Origin of the sequence: Microcystis sp. LEGE 08355, from assembly GCF_015207185.1 — a bacterium.
GTDB lineage: Bacteria > Cyanobacteriota > Cyanobacteriia > Cyanobacteriales > Microcystaceae > Microcystis > Microcystis panniformis.
In genome coordinates this window covers 1-1,738 of the sequence record NZ_JADEXI010000789.1, presented here as the reverse complement: position 1 = coordinate 1,738, position 1,738 = coordinate 1, and the positions used below count along the sequence as shown (strand labels likewise).

Below are 1,738 nucleotides of genomic sequence, written 5' to 3'. Positions count from 1 at the left end.
GTGTGGGGTTTTACCGATAGGTTATTGCCCGAATGCTTCGCCCCTACAGGATGCGATCGCCGATCAAGTGGCGAGAAAAAGCCAGATCAGCAGTCTCGATCACCTTTAATAGCTGTTCGATGCGGTTTTCCGTCGGGGGGGCCAAACAGGGAAAAACGGCTAAACCGGGGATTTGATTGGCCACCTCGGTGACAGCCACATCAAGGGTGACTAGGGGTAAATTAGCTAGGGTTTCCGACTTGCTCAAGGTTTGCAGATAAGAGTATAAATCTTCTGCGATCGAACTATCGATTAAGATAGCGTCCACCTCCCAGACAGTAGCTAAAAGTTCCGCCTGTTCGCAACTATCGGCCTCAATAAAACGATAATTTTCCCGGACTAATTGATTATTCCAAATCCAGCTAAAGGAAGATAAATCGGAGAAATTGGGGGCATAATGGCCGTGTAAACGCAGCAGAGTCGGAGCAGTGCGCCTTTTTCGACTAGGAATGGGGGAAACGGTCAGATTCAGGCAAGCTTGCAGAGCTGCCGAGGTGATTGGCGGAACCAGAAAACTATCGGCCCCTTGCTGTTGACTGCGGTTGCGCTCAGAATCGGCAGCGGTGACAATAACTTTCATGTCTTTGGTTTGGGTATGGGATTTCAGCAGCGTTAACACATCCCAACCGGACAAGAGGGGGAGATTAGGATTGAGAAAAACACAACGGGGTTTTAACTGCCTGGCTTTTTCGATCGCCTCAGTGCCGCTACGAGCGATAATAGCTTTTAATCCCAATTCACTCAAGCGATCGACAAACTGTTCGATCACTTGGGGATTAGCTTCCACCACTAACACCAGACGCTGGGGAGTGGCGGACTCTTGGTCTGCACTTTGGGGATGAACCGGCAGCAGTAAGGTAAATTGACTGCCTTCCCGGGCCCTGGAGACAAAGGATAGATCTCCACCGTGACAGCGCGCTAATTTTTGGCTGAGGACTAAACCTAAACCTGCACCCTCAAATTGACGGGTGAAAGGACTTTCTAGCTGTTGGAATTTCTGAAAAATCAGATGCTGGGATTCTTCCGGAATACCGATACCCGTATCCCAGACGGTAAAAGCCAGCCAATTTTCCCAACGATTGACTTTAATGCCCAAATTACCGCCATCAATGGTGAATTTTACCGCATTATCTAACAAATGCACTAACATCTGTTGTAAACGGGTTTCATCGGCCAGGGCATAATCTAACCCCGATTCGATGTCAAGACGATAGCTGCTGGGGAGATCGAGACGTTGGGGATATTTATCGACGATGATATCGTACACCCGTTGACAGAGGCGATCGATTTTGACTCTAGATAAAGTTAATTGTAGTTGTCCTGTCTCTAGGCGGGTTAAATCGAGGAGATCATTGACCAAAGCCATCAACTGACGACCGCTGCGATAGATTAAATCGGCATATTTGGACTGTCGGGGGTTAAGTTCACCGATTTTTTGTTCCCGCAGCAGATTGGAAAGACCGATAACGGCGGTGAGGGGCGATTTAAACTCATGGCTGACACAGGCGAGAAATTCATCCTTAAGACGATTTAAATGGACTAAATCGGCATTTTTAACCGCTAATTCCTGACAATATTGCTGTTGTTCCGTGATATCGGTGGCCAACAGTAACCACAGTCCCGAAGTTTTCTCGAGCAAGGGATAATTATCCGCCAAATTTAACGGCACGGACAACAGGCGCCAAGTCTTGGCTACACC

Annotated in this window: 1 protein-coding gene; it reads right to left on the bottom strand. The window is 48.0% G+C overall.

Going from position 1 to position 1,738, the window contains the following annotated elements:
* Nucleotides 1–43: 43 nt before the first annotated feature.
* Nucleotides 44–1,738 (bottom strand): hybrid sensor histidine kinase/response regulator (locus tag IQ242_RS24035; protein ID WP_193961683.1); only part of this gene is annotated, 1,695 nt, incomplete at its 5' end.